Raw genomic sequence first — 25,602 nt, 5'->3', positions numbered from 1 at the left:
CATCCCTTACGTTTTGCAGTATTGACCGGGCCGCCAAAAACTTCAGTAGTGCTTGTGTAGCTGCTTTGTTACATCAGGTGAGGCGATGGGGTCTTCTTCACACAATCGAGTCCACTGGTTTTTTTCTGGGCCAGACCAGGCTGAATTTTGCACCGCCAAGCGTATCGCTCTTGCTGACGAAGGCGTGCCCTCCGTGCCAGTAGAGAATCCGGCGAACAATAGACAAACCCAGGCCATAGCCGCCGGAGGTTCGGGTACGGCTGTCGTCCAGTCGGGCAAACGCAGTAAACACTTTCTCCCAGTCTTCCTCGGGAATGCCGGGGCCATCGTCTTCGACGTCAACGCGACAGTTGTCCTCATCGAAATGACAGCTGACCAGCACCTTGCCAGCCGCGTAGCGTCCGGCGTTGCCTACCAGATTCTGAATCGCCCTATGCAAGTAGCGAGGCTCAATGTCCGACAGCGCCCAACGTTCCGAGGCCTCATCAATATTGCCCTCGATACTCAGTTCGGGCCGAACCATCTGCTGCTCAGAAACCACCTGGCGGACAATGTCGGTTACCGAGGTTTCCTGCAGCGAGAATACCGGGCCGCCCTGCTCCAGCCTCGCATAGGTCAGGATCTCATCAATCAGCTCGTCCAGTTCCTGGATATCACCATCGATGCCGTCCAGTTGCCTTTGCAGCGAAGCCTCGTCCTGGCAGTCCTCGATCATCTGGACACCAAAGCGGATACGGGCCACGGGAGTGCGCAATTCGTGCGAAACTGCGTGGATCATTTCCCGCTGCACCTGCACCAGGCGCTGTATGTGCTCGGCCATGCCGTTGAATGACGAGGCCAGACGGGTTACCAGCGTTCCTTCACCCGTCTGGACCCGGGCGCCCATTTCACCACGTGCGATTCGAACCGCTACCGACTCAACGGTTCTGAGGTTGCTGTCCACCTCCCGGAGCCCGAGGAAAAGAGCAACGGCCAGAACCCCACCAAGGACAAGGACAAGCAGCAGGACAACCGGCCAGGCCCAGGCATCAAACGCAGCCGGCATGTCAATCCGGTACAACTCACCGTCGGATAGCTGAACGATCACCCGTCCGCAACCGTCTGATTCGTCGGTGTAGAAGGCGAGGCCCCGCTCGGCAACCTGATCCAGAACGTCAGAATCCGGCAGCAAGCCGGCGTCGTCCAGGGGCTGAACTTCTACATTGAGAGAACGGGCCATTTCCGACGCAACATTGAGACGGTCATCCGCAGAGGCTGAATCAAGATGCCACCGGAATATCAACCCAATGGTTTCTGACACGTCCCGGTAGGGCTCATTCAGACGCAGCTGCACGATTTCTCCGGTCAGTCCGGTTACCAGAACCCGATACCCTACGTCACTCTCGATGCCAACCACCTGGCCGTAACCAAGTCGCTCCAGGGCCACCGAGGACAGGTTAAAACGGGAAGCAGCCCCCATGCGAAGATCAACCGTCGAACTCAGCCAGTGGTATTGCTGTAACGGCGCCGGGGCCGCAGCCAGCCAGCGCATCAGTGGCTCGGGGAAGCGTTCATGCCAGAACTGGGAGCGTACAGAGTTGATCCCGGTGAACAGCAGGACACATAAAAAAACAACCAGCGCGGTCAGGCCGGCAAGGCGGGCATAAAGCTTGAGGAAGAACTTCAGGGGCATGGTACCAACCCTGGCATGGAACACCGGTGTGCGGGCGAATGGCACACCGGCTCCAGAGACTGAATCGTCAGGCTTCCTTTACAAACAGATAGCCTTTACTACGAACGGTCTTGATGCGTCGCGGATGAATGGGGTCATCGCCAATTTTGGGGCGAATTCGGGAAACGCGAACGTCAATGGACCGGTCCTGACCATCGTATTCAATACCACGCAAGGCGGTGAAGATTTCTTCCCGGCTAAGCACTCGGCCCGCGTTGCTGGCGAGCAACCAGAGCAAATCGAATTCGGCGCTGGTCAGATCAATGCTTTCTTCATTCAGCCAGGCTTCACGCATAGAGCGGTCGACAACCAGATCGTTGAACTGGAGACGCACCGGCTCTTCGCCGCCTGCCTCGTCCGCCGACCCCTGGGCGGTTTCGGTCACCCGACGCAGCATGGCGCGAATACGTGCCAGCAGCACCCTGGGTTTGACCGGTTTACCAATATAGTCATCGGCACCCATTTCCAGACCCAGGACCTGGTCCAGATCGTCGGTTCGGGCAGTCAACATGATGATCGGACCGGAATAGAAGGGGCGCACCCGACGGCAAATGGACAGTCCATCCTCGCCCGGCAACATAAGATCCAGAACCACCAGATCCGGCTGCTCGTTGCGGATCCGCTCTACCGCAGGACCACCATGAGTTTCCAGGGAGACGGTCAACCCGTTGCTTTCAAGGTATTCGCGGGTTAACTCCGCCAACCGCTCGTCGTCCTCGACAATCAGAATTCGCCAACTTTCGTTTGTCTGTTCCACGCCATCCATCTCTGGTTTTGTTATTCCGGTTTCAGGTCATTCTGTGTACCTGACGATACAGGCAACCTGCTGTAACAGCAATTATACATGCTATTCAGAAATATACATGGAACCGCTGCTTCGTTACACCCTGTGACAGAGCTCCCGTAACCACCAATCCGCGCCCCGATGTCACAGACACGTCACCTCGTGGTCACCGATGTGTCATACCGGCTTCATAGGCTTGTCGGGAAATGGAAACAAAAGAGACGACGCCATGACCACACAAACCGCGAAAGCCCGCCGCAGCGCCCGTCGCCTGAAAACCGACCTGACCCGGTGCCCCAGAAAGGTTGAAGCGGCCCAGCGGCTGCGTTACCGGGTATTTTCGGAGGAATACGGCAGCGACCTGGGCGCACAGACGCCCGGCATCGACGCTGACGAGTTCGACTCCGTGTGTGACCACCTGATCGTTACCGACCTGGATTCGGGCGAACTGGTAGCGACCACACGCATCCTGCACCAGACCGACACCAAAGATGTTGGCGGCTTTTACTCGGCCGGCGAGTTCGATCTGAGCGCCCTCGAGAAATTGCCCGGCACCATCGCGGAGCTGGGGCGCACTTGTGTTCACCAGGATTATCGCAATGGCGCGACCATTAGCCTGCTCTGGTCGGCAGTGGCCGAATATCTGGTTGAGCGCGGTGTTGACTACATGATTGGCTGCGCGAGCATCGGCATGTCTGACGGAGGCCTGAAAGCCTGGCGCATTGCCCGCCACCTCCAGAACGAGTATCTGGCCGATCCGGCGTTTCTGGTAAAACCACTCCGTGCGATGCCACATCTGACCCACACCCGGGACAGCGATCGCCCGGTGGACGTTCCCGCGCTGATCCGAGCCTACATGCGTCTTGGTGCCCGCGTCTGCGGTGAGCCCTGCTGGGATCCGGATTTTCGCTGTGCAGACCTGCTGGTTGTGCTGGAGGTCAGTAAACTGGCCGGCCGCTACAGCCGACACTTCATGCGCTCGGCATCCTGAAGCCGGGAGTCTGGGAGATGAGCTGGCTGAGACTTTGCGTTCGGATCACTGCCTTTATGGCTTTCCTGGCAGCCACCACAATGTTGGCTGCCGTTCTGCGGATCACTGAAGCTGTTACCCGCAAAGCTATCGACCGGACACCCTGGGCCAGATTCTGTTTCCGGTGGGCCTGCCGGTGCCTGGGACTGAATATACACCAGCACGGCTCACCTTCCGACGATACCGTTCTGTTCGTCAGCAACCACATCAGCTGGTCAGATATTCCGATTCTGGGAAGCCTGGCACCGATCCGCTTCCTGTCGAAAGCCGAGGTCGGCCAGTGGCCGGTCATAGGCTGGCTGGCAGGACAAGCCGGCACGCTCTTCATTCGGCGCGGCGGTGGCCAGGCCCGCCGGGTTCGGGACCAGATCATTGAGAATTTGCGGGCCGGAGAGAATGTCCTTGTGTACCCGGAAGGAACCACCAGCGCAGGTCTGACGGTGTTGCCGTTCCACGGCCTGTTGCTCAAGGCCGCTCCAGAGAGCAGAACGCCGGTACAGCCGATCACCATTGCCTATCGCAGGGACGGGCGACCCGACCATCTGGCCCCCTTCATTGGTGACGATGAGTTCCACCATCATTTGTTGCGGATGCTCAGGCAGCCAACTGCCCGGATCGACGTGGTCTTCCACGAGCCCGTGCACCCGTCGAATAAGCTCCCGGGCGGAGAGTTCGCCGCCAGCCTGAGAGAGACCGTTCTGGAGGGGCTGACCCGGATATACCGTGGTGAATACGACAGGCCGGCAACAGAGCGCCTCAGAACAGAGGACGCCCCTGGGCTACCTCATCTTCCGTCGCTTCACGGCGGCCAACGATCTCCAGATCAAAGTACAGGGTAAAGCCTGCCAGCGGGTGATTGGCGTCCACCTTTACCAGGTTGCCGTCGATCCCCACAACCTGCACGATCTGCGCTTCATCGCCGGTGTTGGTCTGGAACTTCATGCCAATCTGCAGGTTCTCGATACCTTCGAACAGTGAACGCGGCACCTTGCGCACCAGCTCAGGCTTGTGTTCCCCGTACGCCATGGCCGGCGGCACCGTCACCTCCAGGCAATCCCCCACATTGCGGTCTTTGACCGCCTGCTGGATCCCTTCAACAATCTCGGGACTGCCATAGACGAAATGCAGGGGCTCACTGCCTTCGGAAGTATCAACCAGCTCGCCGATCTTGTTCTTCAGAACATAGTGAACGGTAAAAACGTCGGGTCTTGCTTGTGAAGCTGTCATCAGGTCTTCGAGTTTCCTGTGTCCGTTGGTGATTCGAGCTGCTGCAGGCCATGAATAACCAGTCGCTGATCCAGCTTGTCCCGCAATCCTGAAGGGTTACGCAGGCCCATGCGCTCAAGCAGGGCCCCATAACGGCCTTCGTCATCCCGGGCCCGGAGGGCCTGTAGCAGAGTCGACAGTTTACCACGGCGAGTAGCGGTTGCGGCCTTGAGTCCCTTAAGGGCTTTCCCCAACGTCAGCTCTTCATCGGTAAAGTCCCTGCCAAACGGGAATGGCGGGAACATGCTTGCCTCTCCCGCTGCCGCAACGGCACGCCGGATCGCTTGCGGTGTGTTGTTGCACCAGTCGACGGGCAGTTTGAACGCAGGATCCACCTTGCCTGCCTTCTGGGCTTTTTCCAGAAGCTCCTGCTGGAACCGTGAGTCGGCAATGCGGATCAGACGGAGGAAAACCTGCTCGTCCGACTGGCCTCTCAGATCGGCAATCCCGTACTCGGTAATGACGATGTCCCGCAGATGGCGGGGTATGGTGCAATGACCATAATTGAACACGATATTGGACAGTACCTTGCCCTGGGATGATCGGGTGCTGCGCAGCGACAGGATCGAACGTGCGCCCGGCAGCTCGTGAGCCATGGCAACGAAGTTGTACTGGCCACCGACGCCACTGACCACACGGCCATCCTCAAGACCATCCGATACGCCGGCACCGTTGAGGGTGTACATCATTGCCGAATTGATGAACCGGCCATGAACGCGCTGCGCCGCTTTCAGCTTCTGGTCTCCGAACCGGTGGTCATACAGGTGGTTGATGAAGTTCACGCTGGTCATGCAGATTTTTGCACGCTGCTCGTCGGTCATTTCCCTGAGGTACTGGTAAAACTGCTCGGGACCAACGTAAAAACCGCCGTGCATAGCGATACCGCCAGTCAGCCGTTCCCCGAGGATGAGGGTTTCGACGGCCTGCCGGGCCTCCGGATTGTCCAGATCACCCTCGACCGACTGATCACCAATACGCAACCGGCCGCCTTTGAACTCGACAGCCTCTTTGAAGATGCCGTGCTGGACCAGCCAATGGACATCCCTTGCACGCAGCGGACTATCAATCAGCTGTTCGCGGCGCAGGACATCGAGGGTTGCGAGAGACACCTCGCTGGGAATATCACCGCGATTGATCAATGTCTGCAGACCGGCGTGATCGTATACCTCGCGGGTAAGGATGCCTTCCTGCATCAGGTACAGGAAACCATCCACCATCATCTCACTACAGCCATAAAGCCCCTCCTCGAAGGGGCCGGTGCCACCCTCCTCACGAACGACAGGGAAATGCTGGTCAACCTGGAGATGGTCAAACACCTGCCGCCAGGCCTTATTGTGACTGTGTCTGAGAATGGCGCTGTGGACCAGGGCCGCGCCCAGTGAGCCGATGCCAACCTGGAGCGTACCGCCGTCCTTCAGGAGGGTACTGGCGTAGAATCCGATCAGGTGGTCTTCCGGGCTGACCGACATCTGGGGCGCTGAGAACAGCGGATAGTCTCCCGAAGGCTGATCAAGCAAGACATCGAACCGGTCTGCTTCAATCGCCGCATGATGGCCAAACCAGGGAAGGTTCTGGTTCATCTCGGCCACCAGCGCCACCGGCGTGCCAGCCGCCTCGCGCTCGCGGAGCAGGGGAATCAGGTCCAGCGTCAGATCCGGGTTGCAGCTCAGACTGACCTGGCCGGGCTGCCCATGGGCCTCGCCCGGCGACACCATCTGGGCTACGACATTGACACCCACCGCCATCAGATCGCGAACGGCATGGGTATAGTTGGTACACACGTAATGCCGCTGCTGGGAACGATTATTCAGGTAACTGCCGGCTTTGAAGAAGAACTCCGAGACCTGAACATTCTCAGGAAGACGGTTTGCCGATACATCCCTGGCATAGGCCAGTTCAGGAATCCGGCCATAGAGGCGCTCAACAAAAGGTCCCATGAAACGCTTTTCCAGTGAGGAACCGCCCTTTGGCGCCAACAGCGACAGTGCTGTCACAATGTGCAGGCGAATCTCCGGATCGTCTTTCGCCCGCTGGTATAGCGCATTAACAAAGCGAACCGGTTTTCCGAGCCCAAGCGGCAACCCGAGCGTAATCTCCTTGCCAACCCGGCGAATCACCTCGTCAACACAGGCGTTCACATCATTTGATAACTGTCCTCTATCACCCGCCATTACCAAGCTCCTTATTGGCTAATCAGCATGCTAACGGGGATGATCACACGAGCATCGGGCACAGACAATGCGCCAGATCATGATTCTGGGGTTTGAGGGTACGACCGGGTGAGGGGAATTGCGGAGTTCAGAAATTCCACTTCAGATTCAGGCAGGCACCCTCGTTCAGGAGCGCAATGCCATGGTCGGCCTGGGCCGGATCTGACGCATAATGCTTGCCGGAGTGCTTCGAACGGGTGAAGGTAAGGCTCAGCAGGCGGGAACCGATTTCGGCGAACGCATCGGAACTGTCCTCGTCAAAGTCACCGGAAACCCGTTCCTGGATTTCGAAAATCTGCTCGCTGGCTGTCTTGCTTTCGACCTGTTCGAAGACGCGCTCGGATGCTTCGGCGCGAACGACGAAAGCAACAAGATTGAGAGCGAGTAACGCAACAAAGATTCGAATAATCATGACACTGCCTGAGACCTTTTTTCCGACACGGGAGTCTACGGATACCTTAGGCTTAAGTCTAATGATTGAGGGCGGGAAAGATGTGAATCTGCACACAAAGACGCCGACTTTTTGTCACGAGATCAGCATCTTTTTGTCAATTTATGAACCCCGATATTTCAGACTGTAACAGCACCCCCGGCCAGCACCTCTCAGCCGGGGGTTCAAGCCAACAAAGCCGGCGGGCTCAGGGACAGGGGTAGGTGAATTCCTGGTGAATGGCCTCTATCGCTTCCAGTACCTCGGGGCTCAGGGTGACCTTTGCGGACCCTATGTTTTCCCGCAGCTGCTCCATGGATGTTGCTCCGATGATATTGCTGGTCACAAAGCTGCGGCTGTTCACGTAAGCCAGCGCCATCTGGACCGAAGACAATCCGTTCTGCCTAGCCAGTTCGACATAGGCCTGGGTGGCATCCATGCCACGACTGCCGGTGTAGCGGCTGAAACGCTCATACAGTGTCATTCTGGCTTTTTCAGGCCACTTGCCGCCCAGATATTTGCCGGAGAGCATGCCAAAGGCAAGCGGTGAGTAAGCGAGCAAACCGGCCTGTTCCCGGTGGGCAATTTCCGCCATCCCCACCTCAAATGAACGATTCAGGAGGTTGTAGGGATTCTGGATACTGGCCACTCTCGGCCAGCCTTTCTCGCCGGACAGACGCAGATACTCCATGGTGCCCCAGGGCGTCTCATTGGACAGTCCGATATGCCGGACCTTTCCGGCCCGAACCAGGTCATTCAGCGCCTCAAGTGTTTCCTCGATTGGCGTGAAAGACTCTTGCGGGTTGTGCTCATAACCGAGCTTGCCAAAAAAGTTCGTACTGCGATCCGGCCAGTGCACCTGGTACAGATCAATGTAGTCGGTCTGCAGGCGTTTCAGGCTGGCGTCGCAGGCTTCCATAATATGATCCCGGGTCAGGCGCGGACCATTGCGCAGGTACTTCAGTCCGTTGCCCGGCCCCGCCACTTTCGAAGCAATTACCAGGTCGTTGCGTTTGCCCCTGCTGGCAAGCCAGTTTCCCAGATAGGTCTCGGTCAGCCCCTGCGTTTCCGCCCGGGGCGGCACAGGGTACATCTCTGCGGCATCAATAAAGTTGATACCCTCGGCGACTGCGTAATCCAGCTGCTCAAATGCTTCCTTTTCGGTGTTCTGCTCCCCCCAGGTCATAGTGCCCAGGCAAATCAGGGTAACGTCGAGATCGGTCTTTCCAAGCTTTCGCGTTTGCATATCGTCTCCGATTCGGTTCGGTTAACGGGTAAAGGGAATGTCACGGGAGTGTCGCACAACTGTCATGCCGGCTTTTCATAGTAGGGGCATGTCAAAGGAAGCACAGGAAACACCGTGACCGAGACCATGCAGGCCAACCGGCGCCAACAACACATTACCATTGTTTCGGAGACTTTTCCGCCGGAAATCAATGGCGTGGCAAATACGCTCAGGCACCTTTGCCAGGGGCTGATGCAGCGCGGGCACCGGGTGACGGTTATACGGCCGCGACAGCAACATGAGCGCAAAGGCCACTTCGCCAGCGCCGGCGAGGCCCTGTTCACCCGTGAACATGTGGTGACCGGACTACCCCTACCCGGGTACGCAGACCTGCGCTTTGGCCTGGCCCGAACCGGCCATCTGAAAAAGCTCTTGGCGACTGACCGGCCCGATGCCGTCTACGTTGCCACTCAGGGCCCATTGGGTGTCGCGGCGACAACAGCGGCAGGTCAGGTGGGCATTCCGGTCAGCTCGGGCTTCCACACCAACTTTCACAGCTACAGCCGTTATTATGGCGTCGGCATGCTGGAGAGGTTGCTGTGCCTCTATGGTCGATGGTTCCACAACCGCACGGCCATCACCCTGGTGCCGACCCGAAAAATGCAGCAGACAACCCGCGCCATGGGTATTCCGGCGACCGGCCTCTGGAGTCGGGGCGTGGACTGTCATCGCTTTACGCCCCACAAGCGAGACAGTGCACTGCGGGAATCCTGGGGCTTGCAGGCCAACGACCGCGCCATTCTGTATGTCGGCCGGCTTGCACCAGAAAAGAACCTTCGGATGGCGGTTGCCTGCTTCGAACGTATTCGCGGTCTGCACCCCCAGGCCAGATTCATACTGGTTGGCGACGGTCCACTCCGGCGCCAGCTGGCTGAGCGCCACCCCGATTACGTGTTCTGCGGCACCCGCCGGGGCGACGACCTGGCCCGCCATTTCGCCTCAGGCGACCTGTTCCTGTTTCCGAGCAAAACCGACACCTTCGGCAACGTGGTGCTGGAGGCCATGGCCAGCGGACTGGGCATCGTCAGCTTTGACGACGCCGCAGCAGCCGAACACATACGCCATGAAGAGAACGGCATGAAGGTGCCTCTGGACCAGGACGAGGCATTCGTTGACAGCGCACTCCGTCTGGCCGATCAACCAACCCTGCTGAACCGGATCAGGGCCCAGGCAAGGCTGGACGCCCTGGAACAGAGCTGGAATTCGCAGATCGAACAGTTTGAACAACTGGTTTTCAATCAAACCGCAAAGGCCGGATACCATGCCATCAACAAGCAAAGCGTCTCGCTTCTTTGAACTGGCAGACCAGCGGGAAGTCGCTTTCTGCCAGTCTATTAACCGAGCTGTTCAATTCCGACCCGCCCTGGGCTATTTCCGACTCGTCAGCCGACTCGGCGACGGCTGGTTCTGGTACGCACTGATCCTGTTCATACCCTTTCTCCGCCCGGAATCCGGGCCAGGGCTGGCACTGCTTATGGCGTTAACCGGCCTCACCTGCACCCTCAGCTACAAGTTACTGAAGCGCTGGCTCATCCGTGAACGCCCATTTATATCCTTTCCCGCCATCAACTGCGGCACACCGCCCCTGGACCGCTACAGCTTCCCGTCCGGCCACACGCTGCACGCTGCCTGCTTTCAGATCATGCTGACCGTGGCGGAACCGGCGCTGGCGCTGATCGTACTTCCGTTTACGTTGAGTGTGGCGGCATCGAGGGTGGTCCTCGGCCTGCACTACCCCAGCGATGTCGCTGCCGGCGCCCTGATCGGTGGCCTGATGGGTTACGCGGCTATGAGCTGGCTGCACTTCTAATCGAACAGACGCAACTGGGTAACCGGCGCATCATCATTGCGGAAACGCACTCCCAGACCCAGCAGCCGCACCGGCCGCTTCTGGTTGGTCACCAGCTCAGCCAACAGTGGCAGATAGTCTTCCAGAGCTGGCTCTTTGACCTGCTCCCGAACACGCTCAAGGGTATGGGTTGAAAAATCACTGTAGCGAATCTTGATGAAGAGTTTGTGGATCGGTTTTCGACGGGCTTTGCGCGACAGGCGAAGGTTGAGATCCGCAACCAGTGAGGCCATGACCGTCTGGCAGGCGGCCATGTCGGGCAAGTCCTGGGAAAAGGTTCGTTCCACGCTAACCGACTTGGCGATTCGCGATACCACCACCGTTCGCTCATCCCGACCGTGGGCCATCTCATGGAGACGATAACCCTGCTTGCCGAAGCGCTCGATCAACACATCCGCCCCAAGCGCCTGCATGTCGCCGCAGGTCTTCACCCCGAGTGCGTGCAATTTCGAGGCAGTCACCTGCCCCACTCCGAACAGTTTTTCTACCGGCAATCCCTGCACGAAGTCCTCAACGTCCTCCGGGCGAATCACAAAGAGCCCGTCCGGCTTTTCCCAGTCGCTGGCAACCTTTGCGAGAAATTTGTTGGGTGCAACGCCGGCAGAAATGGTGATGCCCACTTCCTGGCGCACCCGCTCACGAAGGTGGCGAGCCATAAGGGTGGCACTGCCTTTGTGATCGGTTACATCGGAGACATCCAGAAAGGCCTCATCCAGGGAAAGCGGTTCCACCAGGTCTGTCAGTTCCCGCAGGATGGCCATCACCTGCTGTGAGACCGCCCGATACCGGCCCATATCTGTTGGCACGGTGACCAGTCCGGGGCACAGCCGTCGCGCTTCGCTGCCGGGCATCGCCGACCGCACACCGTACGCCCGGGCCATGTAATTACAGGTGGTTACCACGCCCCGTCCACCATCACCGCCCACTGCCAGCGGCACATCCCGAAGGCTGGGATCGTCCCGCATCTCCACGGCCGCGTAGAAGCAGTCACAATCCACATGGATGATCTTGCGTTGTGGCATAATTAGAGGGCTCGCGTCGACTTTCTGTACATTTATACAGCCTTGTATCTTAAGCTAACATGCAGAGAATGTCAGGAACCCCAACAACCGGCGCATCAACCATTGCGAGGCCATCATGAGCAACCCGATTCCTGAAGCAGAACGCACCGAAATTGAAGCCGCAGCCTTCCGTAAACTGGTGAGGCATCTGCGCGAAAACACCGATGTTCAAAATATCGACCTGATGAACCTGGCGGGTTTCTGCCGCAACTGCCTGTCCAAGTGGTATCGGGCAGAGGCGGATGAGCGGGGTTTCGAGATTTCAGACCCCCAGGCCCGTGAGGAAATCTACGGCATGCCTTACGAGGACTGGAAGGCGCTCTATCAGACAGGCCCCAAGCAGGAACACGAATAATGAGCGTCAACGATGCCGTAAGGATTCACCTGGCATCCCTGGACGCTGGCCACGCCAGTTTCAAAGATTCCCTGGACCTGATTGAACAGCACTTCGAGTACCAGCCCTGCGGCTTCCGCAACGGCCCGCTGGTAAATGCAGAAGGCGAGAACGCCGGTTCCTGCCGGATCTTTGGCCTGGGCCAGTACTGCAATCTGAGCGAAGTGGACACGCTCAAGCTGTTTGCCGAGCACTACCAACAGGTACTGGACGATCCGACCGGCGAGAGCCACGGCAACATCCGCCAGTTTATCAGCACAGGATGGTCAGGCATCCGATTCGAAGGCATGCCACTACGGCAGCGCCCGAACCCAACCGATAACATGACCAGGGAAGAGACTCCTTCATGAGCGATACCGCCACCTCCGGGGTAAAACAGGGTTTTCAGCTAAAAAGCGCCAGCGTGTCCATGACAGCCCTGGAGCTCTACTACTTTGATGACAGCGAGTTTGAAGAAGTACTGCGAGACAAGATCAGCCAGGCCCCCGGGTTCTTCAAGGATATTCCGCTGATCATCAGCCTTGAGAAATACCAGGGGCTGGACAGCGAACTGGATTTCTTCAAGATCATCGGTACCTGTCGGCGCAATAACATCCACGTCATTGGCGTTCGCGGTGGTACCGACGACCAGCGTCGGCTCGCCCGAGGCGCTGCACTGGCACTGCTGCCGGGTAACGGCCAGCGGGATCGCACCCATGAAGCCGAACAGGCGGCCGCGAACGAAGCGGAAGCGGCAGTTGTTGCAGCCTCGACAAGCGCTGCCGGTGACCCACCTCCGGCCAAAATCATCTCCCAGCCGGTCCGCTCCGGCCAACAGATCCACGCACCGGAGGGTGACCTGGTTATCCTGGCGCCGGTGCAGGCCGGTGCCGAAGTACTCGCAGCGGGCAACATCCATGTTTACGGCCCGCTTCGGGGCCGGGCACTGGCCGGCATCCATGGCGCAGAATCCGCACGGGTTTTCTGTCAATCCCTGGAAGCGGAGCTTGTGTCCATCGCGGGACACTATAAAATCTCCGAGGATCTTCAGGAAAATGGCTGGAAGAGCGCTGTGCAAATCCAGCTCAGGGACGACCTGCTGGTGGTAACGCCACTGGACAAGGCCTGATTTTGGAGCTGAACACAATAACTTGACCGGATAATTCGGCAGACACGACGAATCCACCGAGAAACAGGAACAGAACCTTGGCTAGAATTATTGTCGTTACCTCAGGAAAGGGCGGCGTTGGCAAAACCACCACCAGCGCCTCGATCAGCACCGGCCTTGCCAAGCGAGGCCACAAGACAGTAGTCATCGATTTTGACGTGGGCCTGCGCAACCTGGACCTGATCATGAACTGCGAGCGTCGCGTGGTGTACGACTTCGTAAACGTGATCCAGGGCGAAGCCTCCCTGAACCAGGCCCTGATCCGCGATAAGCGGGTCAACACCCTCTATATCCTTCCTGCTTCCCAAACCCGGGAAAAAGAGGCTCTAACCAAGGAGGGCGTGGAAAAGGTCATTAACGAGCTGTCCGAGACCTTTGACTACATCGTCTGTGATTCTCCGGCGGGCATCGAACATGGTGCCATGATGGCCCTGTACTACGCCGACGAGGCCGTGGTGGTCACCAACCCGGAAGTGTCCTCGGTCCGGGACTCCGACCGCATCCTGGGCATTCTGCAAAGCAAATCACGCCGCGCCGAAATGAGCCAGGATCCGGTCAAGGAACACCTGCTCCTGACCCGCTATAACCCGTCCCGGGTCGAAAAGGGCGAGATGCTGTCCGTGGCGGACGTGGAGGAAATTCTCGCGATTCCGCTGCTGGGCGTCATTCCCGAGAGCCAGATTGTACTGAATGCGTCCAACCAGGGTTTGCCCGTCATCCTCGAAGAGGACAGCGATGCCGGCCAGGCCTATGAAGACGCAGTCGCACGCCTGCTGGGTGAGGAACGGGAACACCGTTTCATGACGTCCCAGAAGAAAGGTTTCTTCTCACGGATGTTCAAGGGGGGCTAAGGGATGAGTTTCCTCGATTACTTCAAGGGTAAAAAGAAGAACACCGCCAGCGTGGCCAAAGAGCGACTCCAGATTATCGTGGCTCACGAGCGGGGCCAGCGTGATCAGCCAGATTACCTGCCCCAGCTTCAGCAGGAGCTGCTTGAGGTCATACGCAAGTACGTCCAAATCAGTGACGACATGGTTCAGGTTGAAGTAGACCGCAACGAGAGCTGCTCGGTACTGGAACTGAACGTCACGCTGCCGGAGCGATAAACCGTTTGATCTGGCCTGTCCCGGGCGGGACAGGCCATTTCTTACCACCGCGCAAAGTGGTCTTCCATCAGGCCCCGCAGGCCCCTGACTGGAATTTTTCTGCCAGTCTCGTCCTTTACCGTTCCATTGAAAGTACCTACGTATTGCCGGAAGTTGGACGCCAGTATCCAGGCATTCAGCTTCTCTTTGCGGACACCGGCAGGAACGAAGTGTAGGTCAACCCGGCCATCCTCCGTGGTCACCTGCCAATCGCCACCTGGCTGGTAGCGGTCGAAACGGAACTGTGCCGCCCCGACTTTGTGGCAGAAGCCATCCAGCCAGAGCGCATTTTCTGTCATCCCCGTCTCATTCACCCCTGCGGCCAGGTTCAACCCCAGGGACCGCCCATCCGAAAGCTGGCCGGCCAGGCAGGCCCAGTTCCAGGCCGTTTCCCGGCGCATGAAGCCACAGCTCCAGTCGATGGATCCGCGAGTCTGCTCGTCGCAGCGCCAGATACGATGATCCCAGCGCACTTCCCCTTCCACCGGCAAGCCCGCCGACTTGCGGGTGAACACCCAGCCATTGTAGCCGGCCGGGCATACAAGTCGGAGCGGATCCCGATCCTCTGAAAGAGTCAGTTCGATACGGATGCCTCCGGGGGCCGATACCGTAATCGTCCGGCCATCCGCGGAAGGCGCAATTCGCACCGCAACCTCGCCCTTGTTGAACCTTGTCACCCCTTGCTCTGGCCGTGGCTCAATGCAGGTTTGTCTGGCCAATGGCTGAAGGAACGATTGCTCCATCATCTGGCCAGTCTCGAAGTCATAGAGATAGAAGAATCCGCTGCCCAGCAGTTTCAGATCCACCACCGCCAGACCAAACACCCAACCCGGGCCCATGGCACTGACAAACTGGAACTGGTTGAACCGCCAGCGTCTTGCCAACTTTGAACGTGGGCGGTCCATCACCGTACGCAGGTCATAGTCCAGGTAGTTGATCTCTTCTACCGGTTCATCCAGCAGTCCCGGAATCACCTGCCCTTTGCCGTTGATAAGTTTCTTAATGGTCATAGTCGTCGTCAGATCGGGCCAATTTCGGTTACCAAATCAACAGGTCGCTACCTGGTTCACAATCCACTGTTTCCGTGGCCATGCCAGCAAAAGCCCCATGCTAGACTCGGCCCACCATCTGCAAGGAAGTGTACCCTATGAGAAAGAGCATAGCCCATGGCATTACGGGCTGGGCCTCGGTGATCAGTGGGCTGGTCTGCGCGTTGCTGGTGTTTGCTGTCGCCGCCAGCGCCCGGGCTGAACTGCCCAGTGAAAGTAACGAGGCGTGGACGCTGCGCAAGGAAGCCGATCACATCCGGGTCTATACCATCGAGCAGCCAGGCTCCAGCTTCAAGGCATTCAAGGCAGTGGCGGTCCTCGATGCGCCTATCGAAAACCTGATGGCTGTTATGGCCAACCCCGGTTCCTGTGTCGAGTGGGTGCACAACTGCACCGAATCCTATGCCTTCGGCGATGGCGGGTTTCACGATCGCTTTGCCTATTCCGTGAATGACATGCCCTGGCCGGTTACTGACCGCGACTATGTCCTGCGCATACGCACACGAGGTGATCAGGCCTCCGGTGAGATCGTCATGGATCTGAACGCCATGCCCGATCAACGTGCAGAAAACAGTAGCCGGGTGAGAGTCGATCGCTCAGACACCCTGTACCGGTTCAGGCCAGAGGGGGAGAGCACCCGGATGGTGTGGGTCCAGCACACGGACCCCAATGGGGCGCTACCCGGCTGGCTGGTGAATTCCCTGCTGGTGGATATTCCCGTGAGGTCAATGGAAGCGCTGGAGCGCGTTGCCAACACTAAAAAGTACCAGGGTTACCAACTGGTTTATGATGAGCAGGGCCAACTGACCGGCCTTCGCATGAACAAACCCTGAGTCTCGGCCCACAGTAAGGGATGACGCGCGGGGTATCACGCGCTAAGCTTTACGAAAGGACTCTAGAAGGCAGCCCAGATCAATGACCGTTCTCGCTTACGAGATCATGACACCCAGCATCAAGGCCGTCCCGCAATCCTGGACCATGGACCGGTTGGCCCGTTTCCTCACCGACAACGAGATAACCGGCAGCCCCGTCACCGATGACGACGGCGAAATTGTCGGCATTGCCACGCTTAAAGACATTACCGAATTCCGTTGGAACGCTACGCGCTCCGATGCCGACAGACATCTGACACCGGAAGAGCGGGAGGAAGCCCGGCGTCTTCGGATGGTGATCTTTGAGGAAATGGGCAAGGTGCCGGTGGAAGTCCGGGACATCATGACCCCCATCGTTTTATCGGTTGACGAGAAGACGCCGGTGCGCGACATTGCGAACATCATGATGCGCGAGCACCTGCACCGGATCTTTGTCACCAATGATTCAAAAATTACAGGCATCGTAACGACTTACGATATGCTGAAAGTGATCTCGGATGAGGAACTCACGCAACGCTGCGCCGATAACGACTGAGCCACCAGAGAGGTAGCGCCACTTATGCCCAGAGCACCGCAAGCTCGCCGAAAGATGTACGTCCTCGACACCAACGTCCTGATCCACGACCCGAACGCCCTCCTCAACTTTGAAGAACACGATGTCATCATCCCGATGACAGTCCTCGAAGAACTCGACAGCCTCAAATCCGGCAAACAAGCCGTGGCCGCTGACTGCCGTCAGGCCATCCGCAATATCGACAAGTTGCTGGGCGATGCCAGCCCGAAGGTGATCGAGAAAGGTGTTCCCATCGTGCGAGGCAAGAAGGCCGAACCCCTGGGCACTCTTTCGATCCTGATGAGCACCGGTGACAGCGGCAACCATTCGCTGCCAGAGCATCTGAACGACAACAAGATCATCAACACCCTGGCCGCTCTCCAGAACCGCCATAAATCCCGGGATATCATCCTTGTGTCGAAAGACATCAACATGCGCCTCAAGGCAAGGGGCTTCGGCGTCGAGGCTCAGGATTACCACAACGATCAGTTGCTTGACGATATTGATCTGCTGCCCAAGGGCTACCGGGAATTCCCCAACTCCTTCTGGGACACCATCGAGAAGGTGGAGACTGTTCAGCGGGAGGGTTCGACCGAACATATCCTGAAGCGGGAAGGCGAACTGGCAAAGCTGAACATCAATGAGTTTGTCATCGACCAGATGGGCTTCGTCGGCAAAGTGGTGGACCTCTCCGACGACCAGTTGATCATCAAGGACCTGCACCAACATGACCTAATGAACGAGGAAGTCTGGGGTCTGGTTCCCCGGGACATCTATCAGGCAATGGCGCTGAATCTGCTTCTGGACCCGGACATCCACCTGGTCAACCTCACAGGCTCCGCAGGCTCGGGCAAAACCATCCTGGCACTGGCTGCGTGTATCGAGATGACCGTGGCCAGCAAGCTCTACAAGCGAATTATTGCCACCCGCTCCACCCAGGGCCTCGACGAGGACATCGGGTTCCTGCCCGGCACTGAAGCCGAGAAAATGGAGCCCTGGCTGGGCGCCATCGTCGACAACCTGGAAGCGCTCCACGAGGATGACGAGAACATGACCGCCAGCGTCGACTACATCCTCAGCAAGGTGCCCCTGCACTTCAAATCCATGAACTACATCCGGGGCCGCAGCTTCCAGCACAGCCTGATCATCATCGATGAATCACAGAACCTGACGCCCCATCAGATCAAGACCATCATTACCCGAGCCGGTAATGGCTCAAAAGTGATCTGTCTGGGCAACCTTGCGCAGATCGATACGCCCTATCTGAGTGCCCTGAGCTCAGGCCTCACCTACATGACCGAACGATTCAAGCGCTTTCGACATGGCGCCCACATCCACCTGCAGGGGGTTCCCCGGTCACTGCTGGCAGAGTTTGCCGAAGCCAATCTCTGACTAAGGCGAGCTTTTAAAAAACAAAAAGGGGCAGAACCCGCGTTCTGCCCCTTTCGCGTCTACTTAAATGTGCCTACACCCGATAGCGACTGACCTGCTCTGACATCTCGGACGCCAGGTTCTTCAGTCGTTGAGTTGCATCTCCGGCCCGGCGAGTTCCCTGCGCCGTCTGTTCGGTAATCGCGACGATCTCATGCACGTTCTGATTGATGGTCTCGGAAACGCTGGTCTGCTCTTCGGCGGCGCTAGCAATCTGTGTATTCATGTCCGTGATTGTTGCCACAGCCTGACCAATGCGCTGCAGCGCATCGTTTACCTGCCGGGTTTCTTCCACGGTCGCTTCGCTGCGCTCATTGATGGAACCAATCACCTTGACCGCATTCCCTGCCCCGGACTGAAGCCGCTCAATCATATCCTGGATTTCCTGGGTGCTCTGCTGGGTCCGGCGAGCCAGCGTTCGCACCTCGTCAGCCACCACGGCAAAGCCCCGACCGGCCTCGCCGGCCCGGGCCGCTTCGATCGCCGCGTTGAGGGCCAGCAGGTTGGTCTGATCAGCAATTTCGCGAATGACCTCCAGGACACTGTCGATCCGGCGAGAGTCAGCGCCAAGCTGCTCAATAACCCGAACGCCTTCTCCCACCTGCTCGGAGAGCCCGCCAATAACCTCTGTGGCCTGATGTACCAGGCCCTGGGCATCACAGACCTGCCCGTTGGCGTGGTCAGCAGCCGTGGATGCTTCACTTGCGTTACTCGCAACTTCCTGAGCCGCAGCAGTCATCTCGTTCATGGCCGTTGCCACCTGATCACTCTCGGACTTCTGCCGGTCCACGCCCTGCTCGGCTTCATTCATGACCTGATTCAGATCAGCCGTGGCCTCGTTCAATGTCCGGGTGGATGACAACACACGCTCAACCAAACCATGCACCTGGTCGGCAAAACTGTTGAAGGCGGTTGCCAACTGTCCAAGCTCATCTTTGCCCGAAACGTCAAGACGACGGGTCAGGTCGCCATCACCGCTGGCGATGTCGTTCATTGCCGACACGGCCGATTTCAGGGGGCGAATGATGCTGCGGACAACAATCAGGGCAAGCAGGACGATCAGCGCCAATGCGACAAGTGAGGTGCTGACTGAGCCGATCACGGCGTCCTCAAGTGAAGTCCCCACCTGGTTTTCCATCGCCGCTACCTGGGTCTCGAGGCCGTCAATCCAGAAGCCGGTGCCGATCATCACGCCCCACTTGGGCAGCATTTCCGCATAGCCCAGCTTGGGTGCTACTTGTCCGGTTTCGCTGTTTTTCCAGCCATAAGGAACATAACCGCCGCCATTGCGCGCCGCCATTACCAGCTCACGAATCAGGAAGGTTCCGTTGGGATCCTGGAAGTCCCAAAGGTTTTTGCCTTCCAGAGACTGGTTGACGCCGTGCATCACATTGACACCACGGGTGTCGTACGCAAAGAAATAACCGGTGCTTCCCGAATCGTTAAAGCGCAGCTGTCGCAGGATCTCCCAGGCTTTCTCGCGCACGTCCGGATCGTCTGCGGATCCCGGCTGATTGTAAAGATGCTCGATGGAAGACTTTGCAACGGCCAGATAATTCTGCAGCTCCTGGCGTTTACTCTCTTCCATATCGGAAGAGAATCCGGCAACGGCCTCTTCGCCAATAGCGCTGGCCTGGTTCAGGTTGTAGCTGGTCAGGAATGCCGTGAGCACAATAACCGGCACCAGGGCCAGCAACAGTACCCGCGTCTGGATGGTCAGGTTTTTCATGACTGGTAGTCTTTTTGGTTAAGTGATCGATTCGCCGGGCAATCCGGCGTGGAAAAAGCCGCAAAGAATACGCAAAAACCGGGGGCAATATCATTGATGATACTGCGTAGTTTGTTTCCAGCCTGTAACCATGCCGGTAAATTTTTGTTGCTCCTCAATCCTTGAACTGGGCTTTGTCCAAGCCATGCTTGCGCATCTTGTCGTACAGGGTTTTCCGGGCAATACCTAGCTGGACCATGGTGTCCTTGATGCTGCCATGGCTGGCATTCAGGGCGCTGATAATGGCGGAACGCTCGAAGCCGTCCATCATTTCGCCGAGCGTCTGCCGGCCCGCCACGTTGGCGGTATCCGCAGGTTCGTTCTCATCCAGCGCTGCAGGCCCCAGCAGCACATAACGTTCAGCCAGGTTCCGAAGTTCGCGAACGTTGCCGGGCCACGAATGTTGCATCAGCCGGGCGGCCTGGCCGGCATCAAGCGGAATGCTCTCCCGATCGTAACGGGCCGCGGCAATCAGCACGAAATGATGGAACAGCACGGGAATGTCCTCTTTCCGCTCTCTCAGCGGCGGGATGGCAACTTTGACAACATTCAGCCGGTAATAGAGATCGGGCCGGAATTCGCTGTCGTCACTGAGCTTTTTCAAATCAGCCTTGGTGGCGGCGATGATCCGGACATCCACCTCCTGGACCTGATTGCTACCCAGACGCTCGACCCGTTGCTCTTCCAGCACCCGCAGGAGTTTCACCTGCAAAGGCATAGGCATACTTTCAACTTCATCCAGGAACAGGGTGCCCTTGTGGGCGTGCTCGATCTTGCCGATACGGCGTTTTTCAGCCCCGGTGAACGCTCCGGCCTCATGGCCAAACAACTCGCTTTCAATCAGGTTCTCGGGAACCGCGCCGCAGTTGATCGCCACAAAGTTATGGGCGCTGCGTCCACTGTTCTCATGAATGTATCGGGCTAGCGCATCCTTCCCGGACCCTGTTTCCCCATGCAGAAGGATATTGGCCGAGATGTCGAGGATCGGATCAATGGTCGCCATGACCTTTTGCATCAACGGCGAATCCCCCAACATCCGGGGACCGGGTCTGGCCAGGTGGCGCAGCTGTGCTTTCAGTCGGCGGTTCTCGAGGGCAAGATGCCGTTTTTCCAGGGCATGGCGTAGCAGCTCGATCAGTTCATCATGATCAAACGGCTTCTCGATAAAATCGTAAGCGCCCTGCTGCATGGCCGTTACCGCCGTGCTTATGTCGCCCTGCCCGGTAAGAATGATTACAGGAATGGTGTCATCAATGGTGCGGAGCCTGTCCAGCATTTCCAGGCCGTTCATCTCCGGCATGTTGTAATCGCAGAGAACCACGCCGTCGTAGTCGACATTGATATGCCCGAGCGCCGATGGCGCATCCCCGAAGCAGCTGACCGGCAACTCCTCCAGGGTCAGTGTCTGGGCAATGGCCTGACGGATGTGTGGATCGTCGTCCACAAAGATTACCGAAGGTTCTGTCATTCCATGGCCTCCCGCTTCTTGAGCGTTACGACAAATTCCGCGCCTGATCCATCCCGGCGGTTCCGACCGGTCAGGCTGCCACCCAGCGCATCCACAATCTGGCGCGATATGGAGAGCCCCAGGCCCAGGCCCTGCTTGACCGATTTGGTGGTAAAAAAGGGCTCGAAGATCTGTTCGGTGTCGCCCTGCAATCCCGGCCCGTTGTCGCGCACCAGGCATTTCCAGCAATGCTCGGTTTCTTCTATATCGATCCGGATTTCCGGCCGTGCACCGCCCTCTACCGCCTGAACCGCATTGGCCATCAGGTTAACCATAACCTGCTCTATCCGTATCAGGTCGCCGTGGCACATCACCGGCGCGTCCGGACGGTGCCACTGGATATCGATTTCTGAACTCGATTGCTGGGCGACGATGATTTTCAGCGATGCATCAATCGGTTGCCGGAGATCCACCACCGCCGGCGGGCCCTCGGATTTTCGGGCAAACACTTTGAACTGCCGGGTAAGCTCCGCCATCTTGTCACACAGGAGGATGATTTCTGACAGATTAGCATCCACCATCTCCCCGGCGCCTTTTTCAAGGAAGCGGCGGCTGTTTCGGGCATAGGTCTGAATGGCAGTTAGGGGCTGGTTCATTTCATGGTTGAGACCCGCGGACATCTGGCCCAGCACCGCCAGTTTTGCAGCCTGGATCAACTCCTGCTGGGTTTCCCGCAGCTCGGTTTGGGTGCGTTCACGCTCTCGAATCTCCTCCACCAGTTTGCGGTTGGAATTCTCCAGGTCTGCGGTCCGCTCGGCCACGCTGCACTCCAGTTGCTCGCCCCGCAGCGCCAGTTCTGCCTCGCGCCGGTAACGCTCGCGCAGATACAGCCAGGTAAGCAGGCCACCAAAGAACAGCGCCACGCCACCGACCGCAAAACCCAGCCGGGTCCAGACGACCGAGCGAGTGCTCACCATAACCTGAAGCGTCCAGTCCATACGTGGCAGAGGCGTGCGCACGCTCAGATACTCCCAGGGTTTGCCATTCTCCCGGATACGGACCGTTGCTGACTGCTCCAGGAGCCCCCAGGGTGTTCCCAACGTTTTCAGCGCCATTGGCGTCAAATCACGGTCTGGATAGCGGCGGCGGGAATACTCGTCAGGCACGGCATCCGCCAGCCCCGAGAAATTCCGGTAGAGCCAGTCCTGCCTGCTCGCGAGAAAACTGATGCCATTCTGATCCAGCACAACCATCTCCGCCTCTCGCAGGCCAGCAGGGCGATCCCATTGGGATTCCAGTTCATGGACCAGAACCTTCACTGCGACCACCCCGATAATCTGGCCGCCCTCGTCCCGAACGGGATGCGAGAAATACAGCCCCCGGACACCAGACATCAGGCCAAGCGCGAAATAGATCGCCGAGTCGCCCGATTCCATCGCCTCATAGAAATACGGTCGAAAATTGAAATTCCGCCCGACGAAACTGTCTGGTTGGAGGTAATTGTTGGCTGCAATCGTCAGGCCGCGGGTATCCATCAGGTAGACATCCGAACTTCCAACGATCGTGGCCATTCGCTGCATCTGTTCATTGGCCGAAAGAATGGCGGAGGGACGGTCAGGCGCCTGCAGCGCTCGCTGCAGCACCGGATGCTCGGCCATCAGCTCGGGTACCGGGAGATACCGGTTCAGCTCGTTGGCCACCAACTGGCGATACCGGAAGGACTCCTCCAGGCTCTCCTGCTCCACCTGCCGGTATCCAACCCAGCCACCGAGCAGCCAGGCAGTCACCAGGGTCGCTACAAAAAGGAGAAAAACGCCAATACGGTAAGGCATAGGGTCCGGTTCCCGAAAAACCGCGGAAAGCCGCTAGAGTATAGCCAGGCCGGGTGCAGAACAACCGCACCATGGCTCCATGGCACGGTTGTGCTGACGCCGCCAGCAAGGCGCCTTTACAGGGCTCCCGCTGTGGCGAGGCGAGTTTTACGCTGCTTCTGGATGACGAACGCCAGAACCGCCAGGGCAATACCGGTGAGGTCTGTCCATAGCCCACCTTCGATCATCAGCAACGCGGCCGCAATCAGAAGAAGTCGGGTTATCCAGGATGCGGAAATGCTCGCAAACCAGCCCAGTACTCCGCCAGAGAGCATGTACACGCCAAAGGTTGCGGTTACCAGTGCCCTTGCGATCTCGAACCAGCCGGCTTCCATCAACAGCGCGCCGTTGTAGAAGAACATGAAGGGCACGATGAATGCCGCAATGCCGATCCGGAACGAGGCTACAGAGGTTTCCATGGCGTTGGCGCCCGATATCCCTGCAGCGGCATAGGAGGCCAGCGCAACCGGTGGTGTGATCGCGGAGACTACAGCGAAGTAGAACACGAAGAAGTGCGCCGTCAACGGTTCAATACCCAACTGGATCAGGCCGGGCGCGACCACCGAGGCAGCCACCGCATAGGCCGCCGTGGTCGGCATCCCCATACCCAGAAGAATGGAAATGAACATTGCGAAGATCAGCGCCAGCAACTGGCTCGTGGCCGCAACGTCCAGCAGCAGCACTGAGAAACGCGCGCCGACCCCTGTCAGGGAGATAACGCCAACAATCACCCCTGCCGCTGCGCACACCACAATAATCTGGATCGCCATGTAGGAGGCAATTTCCAACGCCTGCAGGATATGCCTCAGGCCCATCTTGTTGGGGGACAACCAGCTCACCACAGCGGCCGAAACGGTCGCCAGGGTTCCGGCCCGTATTACCGAGTAACCCATGAACAGGGCCACGATCAGGATAATGATCGGCACGAACAGGTAGCACTGCTTCATCATGGTTTTGAGCTTCGGCAGCTCATCTTCACGCATACCGCGCATGCCGGTCTTCGCGGCTTCAAAATCCACCATGAAGTAGACCGAGGCAAAATACAGGATCGCCGGAATGATCGCGGCAATGGCAATCTCGGTGTAGGGAATGCCGGTAATCTCCGCCATGATAAAGGCGCCGGCCCCCATGATCGGCGGCATGATCTGGCCACCGGTAGATGCGGCCGCCTCGACAGCGCCGGCAGACTGCTTGCTGTAGCCCACTTTCTTCATCAGCGGAATCGTCAGCGAACCGGTGGATACCACATTGCCGGCACTGGTGCCGTTGATCATACCCATCAGGCCCGATGCGAAGATCGAGACCTTGGCCGGGCCACCTCGGGAGCGCCCGGCCGCAGCAAAGGCAAAGTTGACGAAATAGTCGCCTACCTTTGAGGCCTGCAGGAATGCGGCAAAGATAATGAAGAGAATAATGTAGGTCGAAGACACCGCAGTGGTCGGCCCAAGGATTCCGGCATCGGTATAAACCTGACTGAAGAATCGCTGAACCGAAAGCCCCGGGTACCCGAGGAAACCGGGCAGATAGGGCCCGGCGAAAACATAGGCCAAGAACACCAGGCCGATGATCACCAGCGCCATCCCCGCCACACGCCGGGTAAGTTCCATGATCAGGGCCGTGCCGGCAATCGCTGCGAACGAGATACCTAACGGCGCGAAGGAGGTGCCGGTCGACATCCGCATGGACGTGTTATAGACCACCAGGAAATAGGCCGCGACCGCCAGCGAACAGACGATCAATACCAGATCGGGTACGCTGAATACCGTTCGCTCGCGCTGATGAAACCAGCTCATGACAATGCCGACACCGGTGGCCGCCAGCAGCGGCCAGCCAAAGTGCCACACTTCCAGTTCGACCGGAATCCGCATGGCACCGTTCTGAACCATCTGCCAGAACGAAAACGTCTGATAAAACACATAGAGAGCCGGCAGCATGGCGACGGCGCTGATCCAGGTTGTCCAACGGTGGCGGGCGCCGCCCTCTTCCGATAACACAAATCGGGCGCCGGCAAACAGCACGAAACCCAGCACCAGGGCACCGGCAATGTGCACAATCCGGAACGACCAGGTTTCCAGTGGCGCTATGTTCAGGGAGTACAGGTGAAAGGCTGAATAGGCAATCGCCAGCAGGGCGACAAATTTCAGCAGGCCGCCTTCAAACAGCCGGCGGTTGGCTTCGACCGGTTCATCGTCCACGTTGTGCGCGAGTACATGGTCCTCGCCCACTTCAATGTCCGGAAGGTCTTTGGAATCTTGTTCGGTAGTCATGACACACCCTGCTTGCAGGCAAATCGGGGCCA

24 protein-coding genes are annotated in these 25,602 nt (G+C 58.2%); 12 read left to right on the top strand and 12 right to left on the bottom strand.

Annotated features, from left to right (window positions below; all coding sequences use genetic code 11):
* Positions 1-97 precede the first annotated feature (97 nt).
* Both ACWJ62_RS11380 and ACWJ62_RS11375 read right to left on the bottom strand, forming a co-directional pair.
* Positions 98-1,717 carry an ATP-binding protein gene (locus ACWJ62_RS11380; protein ID WP_449286297.1) on the bottom strand — a complete coding sequence of 540 codons (1,620 nt, stop codon included), beginning with the start codon at positions 1,715-1,717 and terminating at the stop codon, positions 98-100.
* Between the two features lie 22 nt (positions 1,718-1,739).
* Complete coding sequence (locus tag ACWJ62_RS11375) at positions 1,740-2,477, bottom strand: response regulator (protein ID WP_449286296.1); 738 nt, start codon at positions 2,475-2,477, stop codon at positions 1,740-1,742.
* Between the two features lie 247 nt (positions 2,478-2,724).
* Between ACWJ62_RS11375 and ACWJ62_RS11370 the strand changes: the two genes are divergently transcribed.
* Positions 2,725-3,486: a GNAT family N-acetyltransferase gene (locus tag ACWJ62_RS11370; protein WP_449286295.1), complete on the top strand. Its 762-nt coding sequence runs from the start codon at positions 2,725-2,727 to the stop codon at positions 3,484-3,486.
* Between the two features lie 17 nt (positions 3,487-3,503).
* Positions 3,504-4,364 (top strand): lysophospholipid acyltransferase family protein, encoded by an 861-nt coding sequence (locus ACWJ62_RS11365; RefSeq protein ID WP_449286294.1) that lies wholly within the window; start codon positions 3,504-3,506, stop codon positions 4,362-4,364.
* Here the strand turns inward: ACWJ62_RS11365 and ACWJ62_RS11360 are convergent.
* From ACWJ62_RS11360 to ACWJ62_RS11345, 4 genes are all read right to left on the bottom strand, one after another.
* Positions 4,282-4,752 (bottom strand): FKBP-type peptidyl-prolyl cis-trans isomerase, encoded by a 471-nt coding sequence (locus tag ACWJ62_RS11360; RefSeq protein ID WP_449286293.1) that lies wholly within the window; start codon positions 4,750-4,752, stop codon positions 4,282-4,284. The two genes, ACWJ62_RS11365 and ACWJ62_RS11360, sit on opposite strands and share 83 nt — an antisense overlap.
* Positions 4,752-6,962 carry an acetyl-CoA hydrolase/transferase C-terminal domain-containing protein gene (locus tag ACWJ62_RS11355; RefSeq protein ID WP_449286292.1) on the bottom strand — a complete coding sequence of 737 codons (2,211 nt, stop codon included), beginning with the start codon at positions 6,960-6,962 and terminating at the stop codon, positions 4,752-4,754. The genes ACWJ62_RS11360 and ACWJ62_RS11355 overlap by 1 nt, the downstream gene beginning before the upstream one ends.
* A 127-nt stretch (positions 6,963-7,089) precedes the next feature.
* Entirely contained in the window at positions 7,090-7,413 is a 324-nt protein-coding gene (locus tag ACWJ62_RS11350) for a hypothetical protein (RefSeq protein ID WP_008176283.1), read from the bottom strand.
* 226 nt (positions 7,414-7,639) lie between these two features.
* Positions 7,640-8,677: an NADP(H)-dependent aldo-keto reductase gene (locus tag ACWJ62_RS11345; protein ID WP_449286291.1), complete on the bottom strand. Its 1,038-nt coding sequence runs from the start codon at positions 8,675-8,677 to the stop codon at positions 7,640-7,642.
* A 126-nt stretch (positions 8,678-8,803) separates the two neighbouring features.
* On the opposite strand from ACWJ62_RS11345, the gene ACWJ62_RS11340 reads away from it, so the two are divergent.
* Together ACWJ62_RS11340 and ACWJ62_RS11335 are read left to right on the top strand one after the other, a co-directional pair.
* Positions 8,804-10,012, top strand: coding sequence for a glycosyltransferase family 4 protein (locus tag ACWJ62_RS11340; RefSeq protein ID WP_449286648.1), 1,209 nt, complete (start codon positions 8,804-8,806; stop codon positions 10,010-10,012).
* The gene (locus ACWJ62_RS11335; protein WP_449286290.1) at positions 9,978-10,526 is read left to right on the top strand and encodes a phosphatase PAP2 family protein; all 549 of its coding nucleotides are present in this window, start codon (positions 9,978-9,980) and stop codon (positions 10,524-10,526) included. Before ACWJ62_RS11340 ends, ACWJ62_RS11335 begins: the two co-directional genes overlap by 35 nt.
* Here the strand turns inward: ACWJ62_RS11335 and dinB are convergent.
* Positions 10,523-11,587 carry a DNA polymerase IV gene (gene dinB, locus ACWJ62_RS11330; protein WP_449286289.1) on the bottom strand — a complete coding sequence of 355 codons (1,065 nt, stop codon included), beginning with the start codon at positions 11,585-11,587 and terminating at the stop codon, positions 10,523-10,525. The genes ACWJ62_RS11335 and dinB overlap by 4 nt on opposite strands.
* Positions 11,588-11,702: 115 nt before the next feature.
* Here dinB and ACWJ62_RS11325 point away from each other — a divergent pair, with 115 nt between their 5' ends.
* The 5 genes from ACWJ62_RS11325 to minE all read left to right on the top strand — a co-directional run bounded on the left by ACWJ62_RS11325 (position 11,703) and on the right by minE (position 14,273).
* Positions 11,703-11,981, top strand: coding sequence for a DUF1244 domain-containing protein (locus tag ACWJ62_RS11325; protein WP_449286288.1), 279 nt, complete (start codon positions 11,703-11,705; stop codon positions 11,979-11,981).
* The gene (locus tag ACWJ62_RS11320; RefSeq protein WP_449286287.1) at positions 11,981-12,370 is read left to right on the top strand and encodes a HopJ type III effector protein; all 390 of its coding nucleotides are present in this window, start codon (positions 11,981-11,983) and stop codon (positions 12,368-12,370) included. The genes ACWJ62_RS11325 and ACWJ62_RS11320 overlap by 1 nt, the downstream gene beginning before the upstream one ends.
* Positions 12,367-13,128 carry a septum site-determining protein MinC gene (gene minC / locus ACWJ62_RS11315; RefSeq protein WP_449286286.1) on the top strand — a complete coding sequence of 254 codons (762 nt, stop codon included), beginning with the start codon at positions 12,367-12,369 and terminating at the stop codon, positions 13,126-13,128. The genes ACWJ62_RS11320 and minC overlap by 4 nt, the downstream gene beginning before the upstream one ends.
* A gap of 77 nt (positions 13,129-13,205) precedes the next feature.
* Positions 13,206-14,018 (top strand): septum site-determining protein MinD, encoded by an 813-nt coding sequence (gene minD / locus ACWJ62_RS11310; protein ID WP_449286285.1) that lies wholly within the window; start codon positions 13,206-13,208, stop codon positions 14,016-14,018.
* 3 nt (positions 14,019-14,021) lie between these two features.
* Positions 14,022-14,273, top strand: a complete 252-nt coding sequence (minE, locus tag ACWJ62_RS11305) for a cell division topological specificity factor MinE (RefSeq protein ID WP_008176301.1) — start codon at positions 14,022-14,024, stop codon at positions 14,271-14,273.
* 41 nt (positions 14,274-14,314) lie between these two features.
* Here the strand turns inward: minE and ACWJ62_RS11300 are convergent, their stop codons facing one another.
* Positions 14,315-15,322 (bottom strand): DUF2804 domain-containing protein, encoded by a 1,008-nt coding sequence (locus ACWJ62_RS11300; RefSeq protein WP_449286284.1) that lies wholly within the window; start codon positions 15,320-15,322, stop codon positions 14,315-14,317.
* 137 nt (positions 15,323-15,459) lie between these two features.
* On the opposite strand from ACWJ62_RS11300, the gene ACWJ62_RS11295 reads away from it, so the two are divergent.
* The 3 genes from ACWJ62_RS11295 (at position 15,460) to ACWJ62_RS11285 (ending at position 18,178) form a co-directional block, all read left to right on the top strand.
* The gene (locus tag ACWJ62_RS11295; RefSeq protein ID WP_449286283.1) at positions 15,460-16,194 is read left to right on the top strand and encodes an START domain-containing protein; all 735 of its coding nucleotides are present in this window, start codon (positions 15,460-15,462) and stop codon (positions 16,192-16,194) included.
* Positions 16,195-16,276: 82 nt separating this feature from the next.
* A complete protein-coding gene (locus tag ACWJ62_RS11290) occupies positions 16,277-16,768 on the top strand; it encodes a CBS domain-containing protein (protein ID WP_449286282.1) in 492 nt (163 codons plus the stop codon).
* 24 nt (positions 16,769-16,792) lie between these two features.
* Complete coding sequence (locus tag ACWJ62_RS11285; protein WP_041644998.1) at positions 16,793-18,178, top strand: PhoH family protein; 1,386 nt, start codon at positions 16,793-16,795, stop codon at positions 18,176-18,178.
* A gap of 73 nt (positions 18,179-18,251) precedes the next feature.
* Here ACWJ62_RS11285 and ACWJ62_RS11280 read toward each other — a convergent pair whose 3' ends face one another.
* From ACWJ62_RS11280 to ACWJ62_RS11265, 4 genes are all read right to left on the bottom strand, one after another.
* On the bottom strand, positions 18,252-19,946 hold the full coding sequence (locus tag ACWJ62_RS11280) for a methyl-accepting chemotaxis protein (protein ID WP_449286281.1): 1,695 nt from the start codon (positions 19,944-19,946) through the stop codon (positions 18,252-18,254).
* Positions 19,947-20,100: 154 nt separating this feature from the next.
* Positions 20,101-21,453, bottom strand: a complete 1,353-nt coding sequence (locus ACWJ62_RS11275; protein WP_449286280.1) for a sigma-54-dependent transcriptional regulator — start codon at positions 21,451-21,453, stop codon at positions 20,101-20,103.
* Entirely contained in the window at positions 21,450-23,264 is a 1,815-nt protein-coding gene (locus ACWJ62_RS11270) for a sensor histidine kinase (RefSeq protein WP_449286279.1), read from the bottom strand. Before ACWJ62_RS11270 ends, ACWJ62_RS11275 begins: the two co-directional genes overlap by 4 nt.
* Positions 23,265-23,380: 116 nt before the next feature.
* Entirely contained in the window at positions 23,381-25,570 is a 2,190-nt protein-coding gene (locus ACWJ62_RS11265; protein ID WP_449286278.1) for a TRAP transporter permease, read from the bottom strand.
* Between the last annotated feature and the right edge of the window lie 32 nt (positions 25,571-25,602).

This window comes from Marinobacter sp. PE14, assembly GCF_053566155.1.
The sequence above is the reverse complement of the archived record's forward strand: the minus strand, read 5'-3'. Positions and strand labels throughout refer to the sequence as shown.

Excerpts from the sequence above, each read along its gene's own strand:
- ACWJ62_RS11375 (WP_449286296.1), bottom strand. The coding sequence starts at position 2,477 with ATGGATGGCGTGGAACAGACAAACGAAAGTTGGCGAATTCTGATTGTC.
- ACWJ62_RS11370 (WP_449286295.1), top strand. The coding sequence starts at position 2,725 with ATGACCACACAAACCGCGAAAGCCCGCCGCAGCGCCCGTCGCCTGAAA.
- ACWJ62_RS11365 (WP_449286294.1), top strand. The coding sequence starts at position 3,504 with ATGAGCTGGCTGAGACTTTGCGTTCGGATCACTGCCTTTATGGCTTTC.
- ACWJ62_RS11360 (WP_449286293.1), bottom strand. The coding sequence starts at position 4,752 with ATGACAGCTTCACAAGCAAGACCCGACGTTTTTACCGTTCACTATGTT.
- ACWJ62_RS11355 (WP_449286292.1), bottom strand. The coding sequence starts at position 6,962 with ATGGCGGGTGATAGAGGACAGTTATCAAATGATGTGAACGCCTGTGTT.
- ACWJ62_RS11350 (WP_008176283.1), bottom strand. The coding sequence starts at position 7,413 with ATGATTATTCGAATCTTTGTTGCGTTACTCGCTCTCAATCTTGTTGCT.
- ACWJ62_RS11345 (WP_449286291.1), bottom strand. The coding sequence starts at position 8,677 with ATGCAAACGCGAAAGCTTGGAAAGACCGATCTCGACGTTACCCTGATT.
- ACWJ62_RS11340 (WP_449286648.1), top strand. The coding sequence starts at position 8,804 with ATGCAGGCCAACCGGCGCCAACAACACATTACCATTGTTTCGGAGACT.
- ACWJ62_RS11335 (WP_449286290.1), top strand. The coding sequence starts at position 9,978 with ATGCCATCAACAAGCAAAGCGTCTCGCTTCTTTGAACTGGCAGACCAG.
- dinB (WP_449286289.1), bottom strand. The coding sequence starts at position 11,587 with ATGCCACAACGCAAGATCATCCATGTGGATTGTGACTGCTTCTACGCG.
- ACWJ62_RS11325 (WP_449286288.1), top strand. The coding sequence starts at position 11,703 with ATGAGCAACCCGATTCCTGAAGCAGAACGCACCGAAATTGAAGCCGCA.
- ACWJ62_RS11320 (WP_449286287.1), top strand. The coding sequence starts at position 11,981 with ATGAGCGTCAACGATGCCGTAAGGATTCACCTGGCATCCCTGGACGCT.
- minC (WP_449286286.1), top strand. The coding sequence starts at position 12,367 with ATGAGCGATACCGCCACCTCCGGGGTAAAACAGGGTTTTCAGCTAAAA.
- minE (WP_008176301.1), top strand. The coding sequence starts at position 14,022 with ATGAGTTTCCTCGATTACTTCAAGGGTAAAAAGAAGAACACCGCCAGC.
- ACWJ62_RS11300 (WP_449286284.1), bottom strand. The coding sequence starts at position 15,322 with ATGACCATTAAGAAACTTATCAACGGCAAAGGGCAGGTGATTCCGGGA.
- ACWJ62_RS11295 (WP_449286283.1), top strand. The coding sequence starts at position 15,460 with ATGAGAAAGAGCATAGCCCATGGCATTACGGGCTGGGCCTCGGTGATC.
- ACWJ62_RS11290 (WP_449286282.1), top strand. The coding sequence starts at position 16,277 with ATGACCGTTCTCGCTTACGAGATCATGACACCCAGCATCAAGGCCGTC.
- ACWJ62_RS11285 (WP_041644998.1), top strand. The coding sequence starts at position 16,793 with ATGCCCAGAGCACCGCAAGCTCGCCGAAAGATGTACGTCCTCGACACC.
- ACWJ62_RS11280 (WP_449286281.1), bottom strand. The coding sequence starts at position 19,946 with ATGAAAAACCTGACCATCCAGACGCGGGTACTGTTGCTGGCCCTGGTG.
- ACWJ62_RS11275 (WP_449286280.1), bottom strand. The coding sequence starts at position 21,453 with ATGACAGAACCTTCGGTAATCTTTGTGGACGACGATCCACACATCCGT.
- ACWJ62_RS11270 (WP_449286279.1), bottom strand. The coding sequence starts at position 23,264 with ATGCCTTACCGTATTGGCGTTTTTCTCCTTTTTGTAGCGACCCTGGTG.
- ACWJ62_RS11265 (WP_449286278.1), bottom strand. The coding sequence starts at position 25,570 with ATGACTACCGAACAAGATTCCAAAGACCTTCCGGACATTGAAGTGGGC.